General features: G+C 44.7%; 11 protein-coding genes. 5 read left to right on the plus strand and 6 right to left on the minus strand.

Features of this window, described 5'->3' with window-relative positions:
* Positions 1-24: 24 nt before the first annotated feature.
* Positions 25-3,213 (minus strand): TonB-dependent receptor, encoded by a 3,189-nt coding sequence (locus tag AC1DCV_RS23035; protein ID WP_477025351.1) that lies wholly within the window; start codon positions 3,211-3,213, stop codon positions 25-27.
* Positions 3,214-3,676: 463 nt separating this feature from the next.
* Between AC1DCV_RS23035 and AC1DCV_RS23040 the strand changes: the two genes are divergently transcribed.
* Complete coding sequence (locus tag AC1DCV_RS23040; RefSeq protein WP_441574441.1) at positions 3,677-4,879, plus strand: bifunctional 3,4-dihydroxy-2-butanone-4-phosphate synthase/GTP cyclohydrolase II; 1,203 nt, start codon at positions 3,677-3,679, stop codon at positions 4,877-4,879.
* A gap of 130 nt (positions 4,880-5,009) precedes the next feature.
* Here the strand turns inward: AC1DCV_RS23040 and AC1DCV_RS23045 are convergent, their stop codons facing one another.
* Entirely contained in the window at positions 5,010-9,803 is a 4,794-nt protein-coding gene (locus tag AC1DCV_RS23045) for a translocation/assembly module TamB domain-containing protein (protein WP_477025352.1), read from the minus strand.
* A gap of 772 nt (positions 9,804-10,575) precedes the next feature.
* Between AC1DCV_RS23045 and AC1DCV_RS23050 the strand changes: the two genes are divergently transcribed.
* The 4 genes from AC1DCV_RS23050 to AC1DCV_RS23065 are packed head-to-tail and all read left to right on the plus strand — an operon-like array spanning position 10,576 to position 17,026.
* On the plus strand, positions 10,576-13,731 hold the full coding sequence (locus tag AC1DCV_RS23050) for a SusC/RagA family TonB-linked outer membrane protein (protein ID WP_477025353.1): 3,156 nt from the start codon (positions 10,576-10,578) through the stop codon (positions 13,729-13,731).
* Between the two features lie 18 nt (positions 13,732-13,749).
* Positions 13,750-15,306 carry a RagB/SusD family nutrient uptake outer membrane protein gene (locus AC1DCV_RS23055; protein ID WP_477025354.1) on the plus strand — a complete coding sequence of 519 codons (1,557 nt, stop codon included), beginning with the start codon at positions 13,750-13,752 and terminating at the stop codon, positions 15,304-15,306.
* A gap of 37 nt (positions 15,307-15,343) precedes the next feature.
* Positions 15,344-16,018, plus strand: a complete 675-nt coding sequence (locus tag AC1DCV_RS23060; protein ID WP_477025355.1) for a fasciclin domain-containing protein — start codon at positions 15,344-15,346, stop codon at positions 16,016-16,018.
* A 24-nt stretch (positions 16,019-16,042) separates the two neighbouring features.
* Complete coding sequence (locus AC1DCV_RS23065; protein ID WP_477025356.1) at positions 16,043-17,026, plus strand: DUF5007 domain-containing protein; 984 nt, start codon at positions 16,043-16,045, stop codon at positions 17,024-17,026.
* A gap of 66 nt (positions 17,027-17,092) precedes the next feature.
* Here AC1DCV_RS23065 and AC1DCV_RS23070 read toward each other — a convergent pair whose 3' ends face one another.
* Genes AC1DCV_RS23070 through ggt form a run of 4 tightly spaced genes read right to left on the minus strand, consistent with a single transcriptional unit; the run spans position 17,093 to position 20,864 of the window.
* Positions 17,093-18,136, minus strand: coding sequence for a hypothetical protein (locus AC1DCV_RS23070; RefSeq protein WP_477025357.1), 1,044 nt, complete (start codon positions 18,134-18,136; stop codon positions 17,093-17,095).
* 5 nt (positions 18,137-18,141) lie between these two features.
* Positions 18,142-18,564, minus strand: a complete 423-nt coding sequence (locus tag AC1DCV_RS23075) for a hypothetical protein (protein WP_477025358.1) — start codon at positions 18,562-18,564, stop codon at positions 18,142-18,144.
* Positions 18,565-18,567: 3 nt separating this feature from the next.
* Entirely contained in the window at positions 18,568-19,098 is a 531-nt protein-coding gene (locus AC1DCV_RS23080) for a DUF1572 family protein (RefSeq protein WP_477025359.1), read from the minus strand.
* Positions 19,099-19,157: 59 nt separating this feature from the next.
* Positions 19,158-20,864: a gamma-glutamyltransferase gene (gene ggt / locus AC1DCV_RS23085; protein WP_477025360.1), complete on the minus strand. Its 1,707-nt coding sequence runs from the start codon at positions 20,862-20,864 to the stop codon at positions 19,158-19,160.
* Positions 20,865-20,957: the final 93 nt, after the last annotated feature.

The following is a 20,957-nucleotide window of genomic DNA, read 5'->3' on the forward strand; positions in this document are numbered from 1 at the left end:
TTTTATAGGTTAAACTTTTGCTGATTAGTTGAAGATATATCTTACGCCAATCTGCATCTGCCATCTGGAAAGGATACCAGTAAAGTCGTTGAACGGATTACCGATGTTGTTAAAAGAGTAACGGGCTTGTCCGCCTGGACCATTGCTGTCGCGATAGGTCAGGAAGGCAGGTGTGTTAATAGTTTTAGCAACGCCCCAGTTATTATTTAGCAGGTTACCAAAGTTAATGATATCGAGGGTAGCCTGTAATTTGCTTTTGCTTTTTGGAGCAATTTTAGCGAAGTCGATATCCTGGATCAGCTTCACATCAAAGTGATGCCACCAAGGGTACTGACCACCATTTCTTTCAGCAAACTGACCTCTGCGGCTGTTCAGGTATTTATCTTTGGAGATAAACTGATCCAGGTCGCTCCAGATCTGATCAGGTGTACGTGTATCGGCAGGCGCACCGGCGGCTGTTCTGCTTGGAATCAGGATAATGTCGCTTTTGTCCTTTGGTACATAAATCAGATCGTTGTTAGTGGTAGAACCATCATGGTTCATGTCACCTGCATATACGTAACTGATACGGGTGCTGTTGAATGGATCGCTGAATGGAGATCCTTCATAAACAACAGATACGGTAGTTGCCAGTATTTTAGCATATTTTATTTTGTAAGACAACGTAGCCACTATCCTGTGTTGTACAAGGAATCCGGTGTAAGATAACACGGGATTATTCGGGTCATTCACGATTTGATTACCGTTGAAGGCGCTGGCAGCCTGTGATCCAGGGCTGGAAGTAATATCCTTCGCATTCTGATAAGCGTAGGCAGCGGAAGCTGATAAGCCGAAATCGAATGTTTTGGAGAATTGCGCAGACAAGGAGTAAGACCAGCCCTTGCTGGTGTTATCCAGTACGATAGCATTAGTAGCTTTCGGACTTACGCGGTTGGCTGTAGGGAAGGTATCACGTGAACCTGGTCCTACTGATTTACCGGTTGGGTTTACGAGGTTCGCATCTCTGTGGTACACTGCATTAATATCCTTGGTGTAGATACCTTCAAATGTAGCCAGAATTTTGCCTGGTAACAATACGTCAACGGCAAGGTTTGTACGCCATATCTGTGGGTATTTGAAATCAGGTGACATTACGTTGATCAATGCACTGGCCGGAGCCTGTGGATTTTTCGGAATGTATGCTGCAGGATCGCTGGAGAACGGACGGTTGGTAGGGTTGTTTGTTTTTTCCTGACCATACAGTAAACCGTTTTGTCCTGCCTGGTTTACAGCCCACACATAAGGAATACGGCCTGTGAATATACCGGATCCACCGCGGATTTGCAGGGTCTGGTCGTTTTTCACATCCCAGTTAAAGCCTACGCGAGGAGAAATCATCAGTTTTGCTTTTGGCAGTGCACTTACGTCCAGGTGTTCTCCATTACGGAATGAAACAGAATCAATGGTGGGGTTATGTGAAAGTTTGGTTGGGTAAAAAGGGATATCGAACCTTACACCATAAGTCAGTTTAAAGTTATCTCTGATCTGGAATTCATCCTGTGCATATGCAGAAACAGTAGCTGCACTCAGGTCAGCTGACGGAGCGCTGTTGCCAGGGATCGCGGAATAAGATAACTGATAAAGAGTGGGCTGAATTGTTTTGTCTCCACCAAGAGCTGCCAGGGCAGAAGCCATGTCTTTGTATCGGTACTGACCGAGATAGAACTGGGCAAATGCGTTGCTGAATTTAAAATACTCTCCTGCTACACCAAATGTGTAGGTATGTTTACCAGAGTAGAGGTTGAAGTTGTTGGCAAATTGTACCAGGTCCTGGCTCAGTTTATTAACAGCACTGAAAGGTTCAGAACCAGCGGAGATATAGTTTTTGCCATTACCATCTTCAATATCTATCAGTGGGAAAAGACCACCTGGTGTGGTGCGATAATCACGGAACCGGCTGTAGGTAACAGACAGGTTGTTAGACATTTTATTGGAAATAGAGCTGTTTAATTCAGCCACATAAGAATTGATCTTATTGTATTGGCGGTAGCTGGTACCCTGGAACAACATACTGGTTTGGCTTGGGCCACGACCGGTATTGGAGTTGGAAGCACTTGCATTGATATCCCTGAAGGAGTTCATATAGGAATAACGGAAGTTGAACTTGTTTTTGGTATTGATATTCCAGTCAATACGGGCAGTTACTTTTTCGTTATTCTGTTTGAAATCAAAGCCCTCGTAAGCACCTGGATCGTAACCTAATTTCTGCAAGGCGCCCTTCACCAGATCCAGATCGGATGCTTTTACATTTGAAATGCCGGGACCCTTGGTACCGCGGTTCGCCTGCCAGGTAGTACCCGGAGAGGTTTGTCTTTCCAGTTCACCATTTACGAAGTAGAACAGTTTATTTTTGATGATTGCACCACCTACGCGGAAACCATATTGTTTAAGAGTATATTGATCCTTGCTCACATCGACACCTTTTACCTTGCTACCTGTGAGATCAGCACTTCTGAAGAAGCTGTAAACAGAAGCGGATAAGTCGTTGGTACCTGATTTGGTTACGGCATTGATATTAGCACCTGTAAAACCACTCAGTTTAACGTCATATGGCGCCAGGTTTACCTGAATCTGATCAATTGCATCCAGACTGATAGGCTGGGAGTTGGTTTGACCACCTGGTAAATCTGATAAACCGAAAGCATTACTGAAAAGAGAACCATCTACTGTAAAGGAGTTATAGAGGTTGTTTCTGCCAGCAAACGTCAAACCTTTACCGGCCTGAGGAGTCAATTTAGTGAAATCTGCGATACCTCTGTTCAGGGAAGGCAGGTTTTGTAATTGATCTCTGGAAATGTAAGTAGCAGCACCAGTACGGGAACTGTTGAAAGTGTTGTTTTGCTTACCAGTTACCACCAGCTCTTTCAGGTCAGTGGAGGATGAGCGTAACTTGAAATCAATTTTGAAAGTCTGACCCAATGGAAGGTTAACATTTTCTTCCTTTTGTTCCTGGAAGCTGATAAATGACACAGTAATCGTATAGGGTCCGCCTACTCGCATGTTGGGAATGTTGTAGCGGCCACCTTCCTGTGTGGTGGTTCCATAAATTGTACCTGATGGGCCATGTACGGCTTTTACAGTTGCGCCGATCAATCCTTCTCCTTTGTCGTCTTTAACATAACCGGTCATGCTACCGGTAGTTACCTGACCAAAGGCGATGATTGAAACAAGCACGAATAAAAATGTTGAGAGTAATTTTTTAAACCCCATAAAGCAAAGATGTTGTTGTTTCAGCCGCAAAGTTGCTTAATTTTCCTGGCATAATTTTAACTTCAAATTAACAAATTGTTAAGTAGACTGTGGATAACTTGGAGGGTCAGGAAAAAATTGGATGACATCTAGCTGAACGCCTATAAACAGTAGGATTTTTCAAGATTTTCCTTAAAAATTATAATTTTTCAAATAGGTGATATTAATAATGAGTCAAACCTATAACCACAGTGAACTTTATGGGGCTTAATATGTATAAACACAACAAATAGTGTTTAAAGTTATTATATGTTAAAACTGACCTGTGTAATTAACATATCTGCAACGTTTTTTTAACTAAAATTCAACCACCTTCCCCCTCATCTTTTCACATGTATATGTCGTAACTTTGCGCAATTCAACATTACTGACCCGGAGGGAATAAAATATGTTAGATAAAATAGAAGCAGCAATAGAAGATATAAAAAACGGTAAACTGGTGATCGTAGTCGATGACGAGGACCGTGAAAATGAAGGTGATTTTATAACGGCAGCACGCAACGTAACACCAGAAATCATCAACTTTATGAGTACCCATGGTCGTGGGCTGATCTGCGCACCACTGGTAGAAGAACGTTGCGAAGAGCTGGGACTGGAACTCATGGTCCGCGACAATACCGCTTTGCATCAAACCCCCTTTACTGTTTCGGTAGACTTGCTGGGACATGGCTGTACAACAGGCATCTCCGCGCATGACAGAGCTAAAACAATACAGGCGCTGATTGATCCTACCACCAAACCGGAACACCTGGGTAAACCCGGCCATATATTTCCGCTGAAAGCGAAAACCGGGGGCGTTTTACGCCGCTCCGGACATACAGAAGCCACTATCGACCTGGCCAGACTGGCCGGATTTGAACCTGCCGGCGTGCTGGTGGAAATAATGAATGAAGATGGTTCCATGGCCCGTTTACCGCAACTGCGTGAAATAGCCACCAGGTTCGATCTCAAACTCATCTCCATCAAAGACCTCATCGCTTATCTGCTCAGCACCGAAACGCTGATTGAAGAAGGGGTGAAAGTACAAATGCCTACCAAATACGGCAATTTTGAGCTGATCGCCTTTAAACAGATCAATTCCGGTGAAATTCACATGGCATTGAAAAAAGGTGATTGGAAAAAAGATGAACCTGTACTGGTACGTGTGCACTCCTCTTGTGTAACTGGAGATATACTTCACTCTTTACGCTGTGATTGTGGTGAACAATTACATGCCGCCATGCAAATGGTAGAGAAAGAAGGGAAAGGACTCATATTATATATGAACCAGGAAGGCAGAGGAATAGGCCTCATGAATAAACTGAAAGCCTATAAACTGCAGGAAGAAGGAATGGATACGGTGGAAGCTAACCTGGAACTGGGCTTTAAAATGGACGAACGCGACTACGGCGTAGGCGCACAAATCCTCCGTCAGCTGGGTATCAGTAAATTACGCCTGATCACCAACAACCCGCGTAAACGCGCCGGTTTAAGTGGATATGGTCTGGAAGTAGTGGAAAATGTGGCGATTGAAATCAATCCCAACCCACACAACGAGACTTATCTGAAAACAAAAAGAGATAAATTAGGGCATGAAATCCTGAAAGGATAAATGTGACGGTTCATTAGGGAGCCGCGTGTAAGTTCGCAGGAGTTCGAAAGATATCTGCAACTCAATTAAACCACACAGAGGAGCAACGCTTGTTTTACAGGTCTTGCTCCTTTGCTGTTTGTTGTCGTCTTTATTTTGTAGTAGCGGTATCTGCTTTTACTTTCGCGGCATCTTCCTGTTCCTGTTTCAAGGCTGCCGCTTTACGCAAAGAATCCATGAGTGGTGTGCGGGACCGGCGGCTGCCACCAAACAACTCGCTGAACCGGTTGTATTCCCTGATATAGGAAATGCCCACACCGGATTTCGTACGGTTGCTGAGGTTATATACATCGTAATCCGTTTTGCTGAATGCATTGATACGGAAACGACCATCTGGCGTCAACAGATATTCAATGCGGAAGTCGCCCGCAAAACGATTGGTATTGGCGGAAGTAGCGGTTTTACCCCAATCGTAATCGCCGCCGGCATACAACCGGAAACGGTTATTAAACAGGTTACTCGTAATACCCGCACTCACCTGGTTGCGGTCAACTGAAGAATTGTCCAATGGTCCGCCCACATTATAAGCCCGGTAGTTTACATTCACACCTATTCCACTTCCTTTGAGCAGCGCCCCGGTAATATTATTAAGGATGGCCTGTGCCTGTGCAGACAGGGCCTGGCCCACACTATTCTTACCGGTAATACCTACGTTAGCTGCAGCCGTGGAGGTCGCATCATCCGGGAGGAACTGGTTAGAGAAGAGGAGACCCCATACCTGGAATAATGCTTTATTCTGATCGTTGTTAATTTCTTTCAGGTGAGCCGCCACACCACTTTCATACGCCAGGCTACCTACTTCCGGTAATTCAATGGAATAGGTAATGTCCGGTTTAAGCAGGGCACCCCGCAGGTTAATGAGTACATCTACTTTTTCTGTGCGGGTGGCCAGTTTATCGTTGGCGGCACTGGTGCCCTGGCCTACAAGGTTGTACAAACTTACCTTAGGCAGGGAGTATTTGGCCATAATATTTACTCTGGCCTCCGATGGATCTCCATTCCAGGTAATGGTACTGTTTTTTTCTATATCAAATTTCCAGCTGGTCAAACGCTGGAAGTTAAAGTTATAGGAACCATTATTGATTTCGTAGTTACCAAACATGGTAAAATCACCTTCCGTGTTAACCGTAATCTGGAGGTTACCCGTACCATTGGCTGAAATAATATCGCCGGTGGTGGCATCCAGGATTACATCTATCTGTGCATCCGGATTGGCGGCAATATCCAGTTTTACAGTCAGTTTGGTATTGTCTTTCTTCTTTTTCTTTTCTACTATTTCTGTACCATACGTCTTGAAGGTGATATAGTCGTACTTGCCTATGTCCTTGCTGTCGGACATAGGCAGGTAAAAGTGTGTGCCCTTGATAGGACGGGCCAGGATATGCATCTGCATATCATTCAACGGGCCGGAAAAATACACTTTACCATCAGCGATCACATCTCCATAAAACAGGTCATTATCGGCAGCACTGGTGTTGAGAAACAGAAATCCTCTTCCGGTTACATCAAAATCGAAATTAAGTTTATCAAAGTGGTCATGGCTGATATAGCCGCTGGCCGTGCCTTTGGTGTTATATTTATCTATAAGCACGAAGTTGCCGAATTCAATCAGGTTATCATCCACATTTACATTCAGCTTTGGAATCCTGTAATGGGTGCCTAAATAATCAACTGTAACCCCCACGGTATCCAGCGTGAGCGTACCTTTCACAGAAGGGATGCTGGTGGTACCGCTGACATTCAGGTTACCGGCCACGGTCCCGGTGAGTTGGGAAACATAACCGGCCAGGTATTTATTTAATAAACTGATGGAGGTACCATTGAGCTTGATGTTAGCATCTATGTCGCGGTTGCTGGCCGATAACCCTACCTTACCCTGCGCCAGGAAGGCTTTGCCTTCATTATCTGACTGGATATTAAAAGTAGCAGTGCCGGTTTGATGATGGTAGGTACCATCTACATTTAAAATACCGATAGAATCGTTGTCAATACGCAATTCCCGTGTTCTCAATGCGGTGTTGATATCCAGGTTTTGTGTTGGATCCGCAATATTGATGGTACCATCTGTAATACCTTCTATACGGGTAGTAATGAGCTGAGACGGGATCACATCGGCGAGGTTCAGGTTTTTGAGTGTAACAATAAACTTGGACTCATCCGGATTATACTCATTGGTTTCTATAGTAATACTCTGATCGTTGCGGGTGATACGGAGGTTTTTTACTGTCAGAAAATGTTTGCTCCAGTAGATTTCATTACCGGGGGTAACATTCCATTGGCGCTCGTTTACGGTGAATGCACTGTTGAGGAAATTTATCTTCAGGCCTTCCGGTACCGTAATAATGCGGGCATAAAAACCATCCAGGGAAGAGGTATCTTCCGCTGCCAGATCCACTTTTACAAAAGACGTATCATGCCCAGAACTGGCCATTATCAATGGATTTTCAAGCATCACATTTTTACCAGACAACACTTTGCCAATACTGGTGCTGATATTGACTTTATTAAAATTACCTTCTCCCTTTACCTGTAAATCCTGTACATGATAACCAAGATAACCGGCTTCGGGTATGTTGATATTCAATACCAGGTTGCCACCGTTCATCGTATTCAGGGCACCGTTTACTTTACTTTCATTAAAGCCGGAAAACTGATTGGTAAAGCCTTTCAGCAGCTTATCCACTTCTCCGAGGTTAAAGGCAAAAGTGAAGTCCTGGTTGATGCTGATATTTTGTGGTGGACTGAAATAACTGGGATAATATTTATACAGCAACAGGTGAAATGCATCCGGCAGTTGCAGGAAGCTATATTGCCCTTTTACAAAGCCACTGATTTCACTACCTGCAAATTCCAGTACTTTCTGATTATCTACCAGGTGAGACGATACATTCAGGGAGTCAAACTCAAGGCGGCGGTTGTTTTTGAATGCAGACACTTCATACATCCTGGCAACACCATCGAAGTTATCAATGTTGCTGCCGGCGAAATTAAGATCTACTTTGGCCTGCAGGGTAACGGAATCTTCGGTGATATGTAATGCCTTCAGATCACTTTTGCGAACATCCGCATTGAAATTGAATACCGGCAATGCTTCATTGAAATCAATGGTGCCGGCGAAATCCATATCCAGGTTGGGATCATTGGCGGTGAGGGAGCCATTGAAAAACTTACGGCTCATTTCACCTTTTGTTTTGATGTTCTGATAGTTATATCCGAAAAGGGCAATCTCCTGCACATTGGCATCTACGCTGGCTTTCAGCGTTTTAAAGTTGAAGCCGGCGCCATCTACTTTAGCATCCAGGGAAATCGTAGAGAGGTTGGCGTTATCAAAAAGACTTCCAATATCAAACTTAACGGCTGTTAAGCTTCCGGAGTATACGGGGACATCCCGGCTGGTTTTAAAGTTCAGATCGGAGTTCAGTTTACCCAGATTAGTCTGGAACTGACCATAGGCAACAAAGTCATTAATGAAACCGGTATAACTACCCTGGAAGCGGATGGCAGAGAGGCGATCTATCCGGACAGTATTGACTACATCTTTTACAATGGGCATGATCTGCATCACATCTTTCCCAGTGGTCACCAGTTCATCGGCATGGAAGTCGATGAACGTTTCGTAGATATCCGGCAATCCGCGCATTTCGAGACTTCCTTTCAGGCGGGTGGTATTGCCTGCTTCCAGTTCTATTTCAGATGCTTTCAGATTGCTGACAGGGCCACGGGCCTTCCCGTTGAGGGTGATTTCTTTTTTCCAGGAGGAGAGTGGTGGTGCGAAAAAAGCGATATCGTCTGATGACAGTTTACAGTTTTTAAAGCTGGCCTGCATAAACACATCATTGATATAATCGCTCATATCGCTGATATCACTGTATTGCATGGTGAAATAGTCTCCGATATGACTGCGGTTTGTTTCCAGGTCCAGTTGAGAAAATTCCATTTCCACCGGTGACATCTTAAACCGGCTGCTGAGTTTTTTTACTTCGAAGCCGCTGCGCTCTTTGGTGCTCATAGTCAGATCGCCGATCACACTATCTTTCACCAGGCTGGTATTGGTGAGCGACAGGTTGATGTCATTGAACCGGATATGATGTGGCGCAAAATATCCTGGTTCTATTTCCGTACTGTCGTCCGGGTTATCTACGCCGAAAGTGCCATTTTTTATATTAATTTCTTTTACAATAAGTTTCCAGTTGGCATTATTCCATCGCAGTTGCTGCAGTTTGCCGGTATCGGGCGCAGGGCTTCCGGAGGACGCGGAATGCCTTCTGTGGCGGAGCGGCGAGGAGGCATAGCTGCTGATAATGAAATTGGGATTTGTGAGGGTCAGCTCCTGGATATCAATATTATGTTTCTGGAGGTCCAGGTTTTTAGCATCCAGGTAGATGCGTTTGGCAGATGCCCGCATATCTTCACCTACCCAGGCATCTACCTGGTTTAGCTGAATGTTTTTAAGATCAATTTTTTTCAGGTCCAGTGAAATGCCCTGGGAAGGGGTTTGGCTGGTATCTGGTGTGGAAGAGCCGAAGGCTTCTTCAATGAAATGATAGTTCCAGACGGAGTCCTTGCGGGATCGCAGCAGGTTCACCTGCGCGTTTTCAAGCCCTATAAATTTGAGGATGGGTTTATCCTGAAAGAAGAACCAGTCGGTAATGCGTACCTGTAATTTGCCTGCATATAACAGCGTGTCGCGGTGTTGGTCCTCTATCAGGGCGCCTTCCATTTGCATACTGTTAAACAGCTGAAAGCTTACGCGGTCAATCTGCACCCGCGTTTTCAGCCGATCCGACAGCCGGCTGGTCACCTCACCCACAAGGAAGTTCTGCACCACAGGGATGTTTACCAGTATTCCGATCAGAATGACAAGGCCTAACAAACATAGTAACACGACAGATAATATTTTCCGTACTTTTTTCAGGCTGCAAAGTTTATCCGGCAAAAATAATTAATAGTTGGCAATCAAGGCCAGAATTAAGAATTGGTAATGTTGAATGATGAATATTCAGGCAGATGTAAAGTAAATGATAAGGTCATTTATTCACTGCACGGATAATTTCGTATATAGGTAACAGTGAGTACAGTACTGGATGGAACAATCATTCACCGGAAAATGAGTAATAAGTAATTGTCATTAAGTTGTCTTGATGGCAAAAAACAACTGGTGTTATTTTGATATTTTATAATAGTATTTTAATAAGAATGAGCTATAAAATCGCTTGCTTTTGGTTGTAAGATATATTTATCAAGTGTTTGCGGGGAAAAAATGCCATTTATTGCAGTATTTAAAGGTGTGTCATTATATTGTCAGTTGTTTTTATTATTGTATTGGGAAAACTTTAACAATTATAAATTTCGGGCAAGAACAATGAAAGTAGTGAACAAGTAGCGCAGTAAGGAGCATTTCAGTCAACAAGTAATTTATTCAACCAGTAACGAATCGGTGCAAATTTTCAGTCGAGAAACAATTCAGTTAGTCAACAGTGAGTGAACAAAAATTTTTAGTCAACCAGTAATTCAATTTAACGAATCGGAAGTCAGCACAAAAAATCAGTCAATCAAATTCCAACAGCAACAATTATTAATTCATCAGTGAACAGTTATCGTCAGCATTCGGATATGTCAATCTGATCATTCCAGCGTAATTTATTAAACCAGAATCTATGCACAAAAAGTTGCTATTATTAGCACTCATGGGATTGCTATGCCTACAGGTATGGGCCCAGGAGCGGAGAATTTCAGGAACCGTTACAGATGAAAAAGGAGGGGCTTTACCCGGTGTATCTGTGAAAGAAGTAGGTACCAACAATGGGGCGGCCACCGACCCTGACGGAAAATTCGCATTTACCTTAAAAGGTAACTCTAACAAACTATCCGTTTCATTTATTGGATTTGAAACACAAGCGGTTCCGGTAGGAGGTAAAAGCACTTTTCACATAATGCTGAAGCCTGATGCCAGAAGTCTGAAAGATGTAGTGGTGATCGGTTACCAGGAAGTGAAGCGTAAAACCGTAACAGCAGCTGTTTCCAGCGTAAAAGGTAAGGAGATTGAAAACTTACCTTCCCCAAGTTTTGACCAGTTATTGCAAGGTCGCGCTGCTGGTTTGAACGTGCAGAATTTTACCGGTGAGCCAGGTGTACGCGGCTCTTTTGTGATCAGAGGTACTACAGCTATCAGCAGAAGTGCCGATGCGGCACGCACCCTGAGTTCCCCGTTATTTGTGGTAGATGGTATTCCCATTTCCATGGATGACGCGGCGGCATTTGATAACACCGGTACCAACTACATTGCCGGTTTGAATCCTAATGACATTGAATCTATCGATATCCTGAAAGATGCTTCTGCGGCTGCTATCTACGGTTCCCGTGGTGCCAACGGCGTAGTGATTGTGAAAACAAAACGTGGTAAACCCGGCAAACCGCAGGTGAATTTCTCCACTTATGGAGGATTAACGCAGCAGCCTAAGTTTGAAAACGTTATCGGAGGCGCTGAGGAAAGGCAGTTCAAACTGGCTTATATGTCTAAATACATGGATGCAGACAGAATGGCACTGGAAACGCCTATGTTGTTAACAGATAGTCTGAACCCGGCGTTTAGGGGAGCTACCGACTGGCAGGACCTGTTTTACAGGAAAGGAATAATACAGAATTATGATCTTTCTGTTTCCGGCGCTAATGATATGATGAACTACCGGATCAGTGGTAATTATTACGATGAAGATGGTACGATCAAAGGAACCGGATTTAAACGTTACACCGTTTCAACCGCACTGGGTGTGAAAATGAGTTCTAAACTCAGTGTGGATGCGCTTTTTCGTCTTAGTCGCGGAGATAGATCACGTGGACGCGGACAATTCCCCGGAGAAAATGCTATTCCATTATTGGATGGACAGTACCTCTCCTCTCTCTTTAATTTGTCTGATATTGATAAAAGAAACTATGTAGGTGATCTTTCTTCGGGCCGTGATAAAAATATCAATGATGATATTACTGCCAGTATTTCCCTGAACTACGATATTACGCCCAAGTTGCGTTTTTCTTCTATGGGCTCCTTGCAATCCAGCATAAATTCCCGTGATATATTCAGGCCGGGTGAGTTGAACGCCGCCGGATTGTCGTACGCACAAAGCAATAAATCACGGTATGAAAATGTGAACCTGGATAATACTCTGAACTTTAATACCAACGTGGTAAACAAGGATCATCATCTGAATATATTGTTGGGTAACACGATCAATAATGTGAGGAATGAATATACGGGTATCGGCAGCGGGTCGCTGGGTAATGATAATATCAAGGTGGTACAGGGATTTGATGTTAACTATCTGGCATATACAGATCCTTATGGTAATATCATTTCTGGCTCCAACTATGAATCAGCCGGCATGTTATCTTTCTTCTCCCGTGTAAACTATGACTATAAAGAAAAATACCTGTTGTCATTTGCCTATAGGGCAGATGCTTCTTCCCGTTTTGGTCGTAATAGCCGCTGGGGTTACTTCCCATCTGTATCCGCAGGTTGGAACGTAACAGATGAGCCTTTTATGGAGCCGGTGAAGAAATGGATGGACATGTTTAAGATCCGCGGTAGTTTTGGTGTTACCGGTAGCTTGCCCACAGGTTTTTATCTGCCTTACAATACTTACAGCATTAACCAGGGAACCTATGGTGGTGCTAACGGAGGTACCTATAATGGCGTGAACGCCGTAACGCCTAATTTCGAGGGTGGTGTGGCGCAGGACGGGTTAACCTGGCAACAGGCGCTGCAAACCAACATTGGTTTTGACGCGAGCTTCTTAAACGGACGTATCAATGTGACCGCGGATGCGTTTAACAGAGGAACCTCTAAAATGTTGTTCGATCTGCTGCTGCCTTCTACTACGGGTTACAATAAAGTAAATACCAATGCGGTAGATGTACGTAACATCGGTGCAGAGTTTAATATCCAGGCGCGTATACTCCCTGCCAGCAGTGCATTCCAATGGAACTCCCGTTTCCTCTTGTCTTTTGTAAAGAACCAGATCGTCAAGCTGCCTAATGGTAATCGTGACCTGATGGTGACAGACAATAATACCGGTATGACCTATGTGCTTACCAAAGGCCGGGCTATCAACGAGTTCTATATGATTAAGAGTAACGGTGTTTACAAATCTGCAAAGGACATTCCGTTTAATCCTTATACCGGTGAAAAAATGACCTATTGGAATGGTAACCATACTGTACAGGCAGGTGACTTCATCTGGCAGGATCAGAACGGTGACTATGATGTGTGGGACTGGAACGATAAAGTTCGCGGTGGTAATCCGAATCCGGCGGCTACCGGTGGTTTCAGCAATACGTTCTCCTATAAAGGCTTCAACCTGGAAGTGTATGTTACGTTCCTGCTGGGTCGTGATATCTATAACAAATATATGTCCGACAGGTTGATAGGGTTAACGACCAATTATGCGCAGATTGCTGCCATAGATCCAAATACTATTAACAGCTGGCATAAAGAAGGCGACAATGCCCAATTTGCAGAGGTGATACCTTACAGCAAAAAATATTATTATCAGTTTCTGCCATTCTCCACGGCTTTTGTGGAAAACGGTAGTTATGCACGTATCAAATACGTGAACCTCTCTTACACTTTCAACCGCAAATTCCTGGATAGGATCAAACTCCGTAATCTCCAGATCTATAGCGTTGTGGATAATCTGAAGATGTTCCAGAAGGCCAGTGTGCCTGATGCTGAAGCAGTGGATGAAAAAGGTACTTATACCGGTGGTGGCTACCCGATCCCGAGAAAATTTACGCTGGGTGTAAATGTTGGTTTTTAATTTTTAAAAGAAGTTGTTATGAATTGTCTTAAACATATTTTTGTGGTAATAGCAGCGGGACTGGTATTATCTCCATTTACCTCCTGTAAAAAGCTATTGGACCAGGACCCGATCAATTCACCCTATGGGCCTGTATTCTGGACAAACCAGCGTGATGCAGAGCAAGGCATAGCGGGTAATTATGCGTTGTTACGTAAAGCTTTAACATCCAATACGGCTTATGATCAGAACATGTCGCATTTCGCCTATGGCTCGCTGCCGGCATTTGAATTTATGGATTACAACCAGTATGATGTGGGATTTCTCGTGAAAGGTGGCGATGGATTTAACAATGCAGACTTTCTCGGTAGTTATCTCGAGGGATATCATGATTGGACGCCGTACTATAAAGTAGTTACACAGGCTAATCTGGTGTTGCATCATTTACCACTAATTCCAGATACAAAATTCACCGACCAGCCAACAAAAACCCGTAACCGTTTGATGGGAGAGGCCTACTTCCTTCGTGCCTTCACCTATTTTTATATGGCTCGTATCTGGGGAGATGTACCGCAGGTACTGACTTATGATGCGAATCCAGGACAAGCAACCAATATACCACGTACGAATGAAAAAATCATTCTCGACAGTTGTGTGAGAGATCTTAAAAACGCGATCAGCCTGTTGCCGATGGTGTATACCAATGGTTCAGAAAGAGCGGTAAGAGCTAATAAGGGCGCTGCTTTTGGCTTGCTGGCACATGTGTATATGTGGAAAAACTTCCTGAATAAAGGAAGCGTAGCATCTGATCTTACCAACGCGATTGCTGCGGTAGATTCCGTAGCAGCCAGCGGTCAATACCAGTTGCTGCCTGCAGAAAGCTACCCGAAGATATTCCGTGGTAAATCCAATGAAGGTGTTTTCGAAATCAACATGCAGGTTGGAAATGGAGAACAGCAGGTGGAAAAAGGCTTTTATTACTCCATTCTGAAAGAGCCTTTCATTCAGACCAAGACTGGCAAACCTGATGCCCCTAACCTGGAACTGATCGGCAGCCTTTATGGAGATAATACACCTGATGTGCGTTTACAGTACTTCTTCTCCACACTGGATGCGGATAAACCTTACAACTCGGTGATCTGCAAATTTGCAGGACCTAACCGGGAAAATATCTACTACAAAAATCCGGCAACCTTTTCACAGGCGGCTGTTGATGCCAACATCATCCTGATGCGCTATGCAGACCTGCTCCTGTTACGTGCGGAAGCCTATGCCGATCAGGGCAATTTGGGCGCTGCACTGGCAGATATTAATACCGTAAGAGCCAGAGCACATGCAGATTTGCTGACAGCTGATGATATAGATGACATTAAATGGGAAGTAATGCGTGAGCGCTCCCGTGAATTATATGCCGAAGGCCAGCGCTGGTTCGACCTGGTACGTACTGGTTTACTGACCAATCCTGAGATAGCGGGTGGTAATTTCCCGCAGAGCCGTTTTGATGCGGGTGGCTGGAAATGGCCGGTAGGACGTGTATTGTTCCTGAATAACAATGTCATTACACAAAACCCATTCTGGCTGGGAAGAGTGAAATAGTGCGCGCAAATTATTATGACCGTTTAAAAGAACTGACATGAAAAAATCAAACATATTAATAGCAAAAGGCGGATGGGTGTTGTTGCTGGTCGTGCTGTTGTTTGCAGCCTGTAAAAAAGATGACCACTTTATAGGCGGGAGTCCAACAAATGATCATGTTGACATGACCACGTATGATTATCTGAAAGCCAACCCCCTTTTTGATACGCTGATCCTGCTGATAGATAAAGCCGGGTTAAAGGAAACGATCAACAGTAATATCACCTTCATGGCGCCTACTGATTATTCCATCAAACAATTCCTGAAAACCCGCACCAAGGAGTTACAGGATGAGCTGAATGATGAAAACGTGCTGTATACCCTTGACAGTCTCAAAGCACCTGAGCTGCGCGATTCCCTGATGGCTTACATGTTCGATGGGAAGATTCAGCGCTCAGATCTTTCACTGGAACAACAGGTATATAAGAATAAAGTAAGGGAAGACTTCTCCATCAGGCTAAAGAAAACAGACCAGTATGGTGGTATCCTGTCTGCCGGTGTGAGGTATATATACGTGGCGAAAGTTATTAATGGACTTGATCCCGATCCGCTACCAGATGACTTTCCGCAGGATGACAGGGACAAAGAAGACATATTACAAACTACCGGTATCATCACCAAAACAGGCATACTGCATGTATTAGCCAATACACACGCCTTCTATTGGAAGTAGTCTTACCACAATAAACTTAACATTATGCCTGAAAAATATAGTCTGAAAAAATTACTGAGTGCTGCGATCCTGCTGGGTATCCTAACTGGCGGTTGCAAGAAAATAACAGAAGGATTTTTAAGTGATGGGTTGTATGTGCCGGATGCACCGCTCACCATCCAGCGCGGAAATCCATTCCAGAAAACCAGCGCCATCCTGGCTGATGGTACTACCCAGCCGATGACCGTTAAACTGGTGGATGTACGGCGGGCGGATACGCATAAGCATGCCGATGAATTTTATAAAGAGTACCCGGTATATGTATACACTGCTGCCGTGGATCCTGCCGTGGATACTACCATTGAGCAGGTGAATAAAAAACGCACCCTTAAACAGTTAAAACCATATGAGTTCCTGAACAGCGGGCAATTTGTATTCAACGGTGCTACTGATAGTTTGCCACTTGGTGTTACTTATGAATACGACATAGAAGTATCCAATGTAGCAGGTTCCAAACTGTATAAAAATATAGCGACAATGACCACCGTTGATCCGCCATTGATCACAGAAACAACTGCCAATTGCAACCTGTTTCCAGATGATGGTTCCGCTACAATCCCCATGGGACAGCCTACTATGACCATCACCAGGGTAAGCGAAAGTGGTGCTTCTGTAATCCTGAAGATAACAGATAAGAACGGTGTTCCTTTCAATCCTAATAAAGGGGAGATCATCAAACGTGGTGACCGTCCTATTTTCGAAAACTATGCGAGGTTCCATCCAATTCAATATACAGATACCTCTATGATTTGTAATTTTGAAATCGCACCTTTCCCTTTAAGTAAATATTCACACGGTGGTACCAACTGGAACTACCTGATGTATTATCGTATTCCTTCTGCATTTGTGTCAATAGATAAAACGCTGACGAGCAAAATTGGTAGTGTGAATCCACTGTTTGCATTCCGTCTGATGAAGGCTGGGGTTTATGTAGTCGAGATCAGATTGCCGAAAACGATAAGAAAGTAAATAAATATAAAGTTGTAATAAACAGCAGTGGAGAACATACATACTATGTTCTCCACTGCTGTTTTACTATAAGGAGAAAGCCGATAGAAAATGATGCAAGGTGGTCATATCTTCCTGCAGATGTAAACTGGATATGACCGCCCGGTTTACCACCGGGCTATGCGGTTGTGGGTAAGGGAAGCTGGAAATAATCACATCTTTATCCTGCAGGTAATGAACAATAGCATCACCTGTTGGCAAAATAAACATGGGCAGCGCATGTGGATTGTGCACGGCAGAACCAGCCGTCAGGTGCAGCAGGTAGGCGATGTTTTGCTGTAATGATCTGCGCATTTTTTGAATCAACTCTCCTGCATGTAGCCATGCGTAAGCGTTGGCGGGCATCATGGGCGTGCTGCCTGCGTAAAGCGGGAGTCTTTTCAGCGCCATGATATCTGCTGCATGACCGGTTACAACGCCGCCCTGCACGCTGTAGGCCTTTGCCAGCGAAGCGGTAAGCAGGTAGCGAATATTGGGGGCTTGTGGTAAAAAATGTATACATCCTTCTCCTGTTGGCCCCAGCACGCCAATACCATGTGAGTCGTCTGCGATGACCAGTACTTTGCGCTGCAGTTCCTGCAGCCAGTGAAAAGAATGAATGGTACCAGTCAACGGGTTGACAGTATCAGAAACAATTACGAAGCTATTATCCGGATGAGCGTTGATTTTCTCTATCGATTGGGGGATCCATTCTTCCCGGTTCATCTGTGGAAGTACGGGCTGTTGATGCCATAACGCCGGATGTGTTCCAGGGGCGTACAACAACTGACCGCAGGTGGCGCCATAATGCACGGCAGCTTGTGATGCCAGGTAGCCGGAGGAAAATACCGTGGCTGCCTGTTGATGTAACAGCGTACACAATGCATGCTCTATCTCTTCGTATATAGATAAACGTAAGTTACCTGCCCGAGAAGAAGGAAAAACAGTACCATACTGTTCAATTCCCTGTATCAGCAGGCTTTTAAACGCCGGATGCTGATGCAAACCCAGGTAAGCAAACCCCGAAAAAAACAGGCAACTCCTACCTTCCAGTATTACCGTTCTCCCGGGCGTAAGATCTGTATACAGCATGGCATTTATTCTTTTTTAGTGCATAAGATAAACTGGAAATCCGTGGAAGTGACCAGCATGTCAAAGTAATTTTCTGAAAGCTTAGTCACCGTGACGAGGTTCTCTACTTTACGGTCACCGTTTTTAGCGGTAACAGAAATCATAGCGCCATTGCTGAGAATAAAATATTTTCCGGTATCTGATCTGCCGGCGATGGTCGCTACAAAAACGTTGTCGTCCAGGAACTGGTAGTAGGCATCACGGTAGTAGCCTTTCTTCAGGTCCTGCGCCTGTATGTACTGCGTATTGCTGATAGGCGATTCCGGGGGAATCTTCACATCATATACCCGCCACTTTTTGTTCATCAGCAGGTCATTGGTTTTTTTACTTTGACAGGCAGTTATCACGAACATGGTTGCAATAACGGCTAAGGCTATACGTATTTTCATGAATTATTTATTCCCTGTTTTTTCTCTGTTGTAGGCGGCAGATCCTCCTTTAGGGATGGACAAGCTTTGCCACTGATCTTTCAGGATTGCTTTACCAATATAAACGATTTGTCCTACATGATAGGGCACATGTGCCAGTTGACGGTTGATGGCATCTATCACGATATGTGGTTCATTGCGGATGAAAACTGTTCTGTCGAGGTCTGTTTCCTGTAAGCTGCGGATGGCATTCAGCATACAGTCCCAGCCCGTATTCCACAATTCCAGTAGTTCTGCTGCTGTAGTATTGCTTTCTTCAAATTCGCGGTCTCTGTCACGATTAGGTTTTTCGCCATCTGTAGTCAGGAAGTCGGTCCAGCGGGATAACATATTGCCATGCAGGTGCTTAATGATCATGGCAATGCTGTTGGGTTCTCCATCCGGCTGCCAGTGCAGTTGTCCGGTGGTGAGTCTTTCTATGGTTTTAAGTCCCAGTTGGCGGTGTGTTTCCAGTCGTTGTAACGCGCTTTGTAAATAAATAGATTGGATGGACATGATAAATATTTTGTTGTTCCCGGATGAATTTATTCATCCATTATATAAATTTAAATGAACTAGTATCCTGCTGCACTGTCGTCGCCGCGTTTGTCGCCGGAAGCTTCCAGGAAGCGGCTTTCAGGTGCTCTTTTAATAATTTCTGTACGACCAATGGGGCTACGTTTCACCACTTTATACCCCATTCCCTGCAGGGCCTGAATGGTGCTATCCGGGAAGCTGGGTTCCACGGTAATTTCATCCGGCAGCCATTGGTGATGAAATTTAGGTTTGTTGATGGCATCTGAAGGGGAGAGACCAAACTCCAGTGTATTCATTAACGTTTGAAATACGGAGGTGATGATGGTAGCGCCGCCGGGTGTTCCCAGTGAATACAGTACCTGGTTTTGTTGCAATACCAGCGTAGGTGTCATAGAGCTGAGCATACGTTTGGCGGGTGCAATGGAGTTGGCTTCTGTGCCTACCAGTCCGTACATATTTGGTACACCGGGTTTTACACTGAAGTCGTCCATTTCGTTATTGAGGATGAAACCGGATTTGCCTACTACTGTTCTGCTGCCGAAGTGGCCATTGAGGGTGGTGGTGACTGCAATGGCATTGCCCTCCTCATCAATGATACTCAGGTGAGTGGTTTCCTCGCTTTCGGGGAAAACGCCGGCTTTGGTTTTATCGCTGGAACCGGCCTTGCCAGGAATAAAGTCCTGCATGCGGGCAGCCAGGTATTTCTTGTCGGTTAATTTCGCGTAGGGTACTTTTACGAAGTCCGGGTCACCCAGGAACTGCGCTCTGTCGGCATAAGCTCTTCTTTCGGCTTCTACCATGAGTTGTACGGATTGTGGGGACAGGAAGCCCCATTGCGACAGCGGATAGTTTTCTACCATCCCCATGAGCTGTTGTAAACAAATACCACCGCTGGAAGGCAGAGGCATGGTTACGATCGTATAGCCTTTGTAGTTAAAAGCTACGGCAGTGCGTTCTTTCGCTTTGTAGTTCTTCAGGTCCTGCAGGGAGATGATACCATTGCCCCGTTTCATTTCCGCTACGATGTTAGCAGCGGTTTCACCCTGGTAAAACCCTGCGGCTCCTTTATTTCGTATAAGCGTGAGCGTATGTGCCAGCTCTTTTTGCACTAGTGTATCGCCGGCTTTCCAGGGTTGGTCTCTGACGAATGCGGTTTTGGTGGTATTCAGTCTTTCAAAATCTGCTCTTGCAGCATTCATGCCGTTGGCTTCAGAAGCGGTAATCACAAACCCTTTCTCCGCAAGGCGGATTGCGGGATCAATCAGTTTAGTAAACGGTAGTTTAGCGTATTTCATGGAGGCAAACAATCCGGCCACGGTGCCGGGGATGCCCGCTGCGAGCTGTCCATCCAGGCTTAACTGGGTAATTGGGTTGCCGAGTGAATCGAGATACATATCGCGATGCGCCTTTGCCGGGGCAGTTTCCCGGTAGTCGATGGCGATATTATGGCCGTTTTTCAGGTGTCCTACCAGGAAACCGCCACCACCAAGATTGCCGGCGCCGGGATATACTACTGCCAGCGCCAGTTGGGTAGCAATAGCCGCATCTACAGCATTACCACCCTGCTGCAATATGATCGCACCCACTCTGCTGGCCAGTGGATGGGCAGATACTACCGCACCATGTAATACCCTGATATCTTTCTCTATGGTATAATCGTAAGGATGTAAATCATCTATCTTTTGTTGGGCACAGGCAGTATGCAAGGTACATACCGTCATCCCTAGCAGGATCAGGTAACGCATGGGTATCGTGTTTGGGTCTAAATTAAGACATGCACATAAATCCAGGAAATTAAATAATTCAGGGACCCCATTAGAACGCGGTTATAAGGGAAA

The sequence above is a fragment of the Chitinophaga sp. 10T418 genome (genome assembly GCF_056394125.1).

Bases quoted from the DNA above. Each gene is read 5' to 3' on its own strand.
- AC1DCV_RS23040 (WP_441574441.1), top strand. From the start codon at position 3,677: ATGTTAGATAAAATAGAAGCAGCAATAGAAGATATAAAAAACGGTAAA.
- AC1DCV_RS23050 (WP_477025353.1), top strand. From the start codon at position 10,576: ATGCACAAAAAGTTGCTATTATTAGCACTCATGGGATTGCTATGCCTA.
- AC1DCV_RS23055 (WP_477025354.1), top strand. From the start codon at position 13,750: ATGAATTGTCTTAAACATATTTTTGTGGTAATAGCAGCGGGACTGGTA.
- AC1DCV_RS23060 (WP_477025355.1), top strand. From the start codon at position 15,344: ATGAAAAAATCAAACATATTAATAGCAAAAGGCGGATGGGTGTTGTTG.
- AC1DCV_RS23065 (WP_477025356.1), top strand. From the start codon at position 16,043: ATGCCTGAAAAATATAGTCTGAAAAAATTACTGAGTGCTGCGATCCTG.
- AC1DCV_RS23070 (WP_477025357.1), bottom strand. From the start codon at position 18,136: ATGCTGTATACAGATCTTACGCCCGGGAGAACGGTAATACTGGAAGGT.
- AC1DCV_RS23075 (WP_477025358.1), bottom strand. From the start codon at position 18,564: ATGAAAATACGTATAGCCTTAGCCGTTATTGCAACCATGTTCGTGATA.
- AC1DCV_RS23080 (WP_477025359.1), bottom strand. From the start codon at position 19,098: ATGTCCATCCAATCTATTTATTTACAAAGCGCGTTACAACGACTGGAA.
- ggt (WP_477025360.1), bottom strand. From the start codon at position 20,864: ATGCGTTACCTGATCCTGCTAGGGATGACGGTATGTACCTTGCATACT.